Genomic DNA, 1905 nt, shown 5'->3' with positions numbered 1-1905 from the left:
TTTTAGCGATTAAACAATTTCACGATTAACCGATTAAACAAAAGTGAGAGAAATGTCAGAAAATTTAGTAGTACCAACAATGGCAGAAATGCTTGCCGAAGGAAAACAACCAGAGGTTTTGTTTTGGGTAGGTTGCGCAGGAAGTTTTGATGATAGAGCAAAAAAAATTACTAAAGCGTTTGTACGTATTTTAAACCGTACTAATGTTTCTTTTGCAGTTTTAGGTACAGAAGAGAGTTGTACTGGAGATCCTGCAAAGAGAGCTGGAAATGAGTTTTTGTTTCAGATGCAAGCTATGATGAATATCGAGGTTTTGAATGCTTATGAAGCTAAAAAGATTGTTACAGCTTGTCCGCATTGTTTTAATACTTTAAAAAATGAATATCCAGAATTAGGAGGAAACTACGAAGTGATTCATCATACAGAATTTTTGAAATCATTAATTGATGATGGAAGATTAACTGTTGAAGGTGGACAATTTAAAGGTAAAAAAATCACTTTTCATGATCCTTGTTATTTAGGTAGAGCAAATAAAGTTTACGAAGCGCCAAGAGATTTAATTCAGAAATTAGACGTTGAATTGGTCGAAATGAAACGTTCTAAAGCAAATGGCTTATGCTGTGGAGCTGGTGGAGCGCAAATGTTTAAAGATGCTGAACCTGGAAATAAAGAAGTAAATGTTCTTCGTACAGAAGATGCATTAGAAGTAAAGCCAGATATTATTGCTGCTGGTTGCCCGTTCTGTAATACAATGTTGACAGATGGAATTAAGCATCAAGAAAAAGAAGGACAGGTTAAAGTGCTGGATATCGCTGAATTAATTGCGAATGCACAGGATTTGTAGTCTGAGGTTCTAAGATGCTAAGGTTCTAAGACTAGATCTTAAAAATCTAAAATCAACAATCTAAAATCAACAATCTAAAATCTAAAATTTAAAAATGTATATACCTTTTGAAAATTTACCAGGTGAATCTAGAGTTTGGATTTACCAGTCGAACAGAAAATTTTCTGAGGAAGAGTTTTCTGAAATCGAAACAGATTTAAAAGCTTTTGTAGAACAATGGGCTGCGCATGGCACAAGTCTAGAAGCTTCATTTTTGTTAAAATACAATAGATTTATAATATTGGCAGTAAATCAAGACGTACAAGCCGCTACAGGTTGTTCTATTGATAGTTCTGTTGAATTTATTCAAAGTTTAGAGAAAAAGTATAATGTTGATTTGTTAGATAAAATGAATGTTACTTTTAAACTAGGAGAACATATTGCTCATAAACCATTAATTGACTTCAAGAAAATGGTAAAAGATAAATCAGTTTCTGAGAATACAATTGTTTTCAATAACTTGGTAAACAATATTGAAGAATTCAATGAGTCTTGGGAAGTTCCTGCAGCTGATAGCTGGCACAGCAGGTTTTTTTAAGAGTATTTAAAATATATTTAAAAGGCATAAAATTTAGATTTTGTGCCTTTTTTTATGGTTTTCAAGTTTAAAAACAGTTAGGTTTAGCTGTGTAAAGAACTTTGTCAAAGTTTAAAACTTTGACAAAGTTGAGCAGGATCGCGGTCTTATGAAAATAAAAACGTCTAATCTAGCCCCGATGGGAGCGGTATCTCCCGATTTAGAAAAACAAGGCTTTTTCAGCCGTAGTTTTTGTTGATCGGGAATTTAGCGTACAGCGGGACTAATGTTGTTTTGACCGATATTGTTCTGCTTCTAAAAAATATTTATTAACCAGAGTTAATCTAATTTTGTCAAAAATCTAACAATTTAAACGGTTAATTAAACGCTATTTTTGAGTATTTTCGTAGAATTAAATTTTATCCATGAAAATAGCAATAGTTTGTTATCCTACTTTTGGAGGTAGTGGTGTAGTAGCCACTGAGTTAGGTCTCGAGTTAGCCAG

At 32.9% G+C, this 1905-nt stretch carries 2 protein-coding genes; both read left to right on the top strand.

The annotated features are described in order from the left end of the window. Positions 1-52 precede the first annotated feature (52 nt). Positions 53-844 (top strand): (Fe-S)-binding protein, encoded by a 792-nt coding sequence (locus B3J44_RS22620; RefSeq protein WP_095930505.1) that lies wholly within the window; start codon positions 53-55, stop codon positions 842-844. Positions 845-938: 94 nt separating this feature from the next. Then, positions 939-1421 carry a hypothetical protein gene (locus B3J44_RS22615; RefSeq protein WP_057116491.1) on the top strand — a complete coding sequence of 161 codons (483 nt, stop codon included), beginning with the start codon at positions 939-941 and terminating at the stop codon, positions 1419-1421. Positions 1422-1905: the final 484 nt, after the last annotated feature.

This window comes from Flavobacterium sp. UBA4854 (genome assembly GCF_002399805.1).
Lineage (GTDB): Bacteria > Bacteroidota > Bacteroidia > Flavobacteriales > Flavobacteriaceae > Flavobacterium > Flavobacterium ginsengisoli.
The sequence above is the reverse complement of the archived record's forward strand: the minus strand, read 5'-3'. Positions and strand labels throughout refer to the sequence as shown.

Excerpts from the sequence above, each read along its gene's own strand:
- B3J44_RS22615 (WP_057116491.1), top strand. The coding sequence starts at position 939 with ATGTATATACCTTTTGAAAATTTACCAGGTGAATCTAGAGTTTGGATT.
- B3J44_RS22620 (WP_095930505.1), top strand. The coding sequence starts at position 53 with ATGTCAGAAAATTTAGTAGTACCAACAATGGCAGAAATGCTTGCCGAA.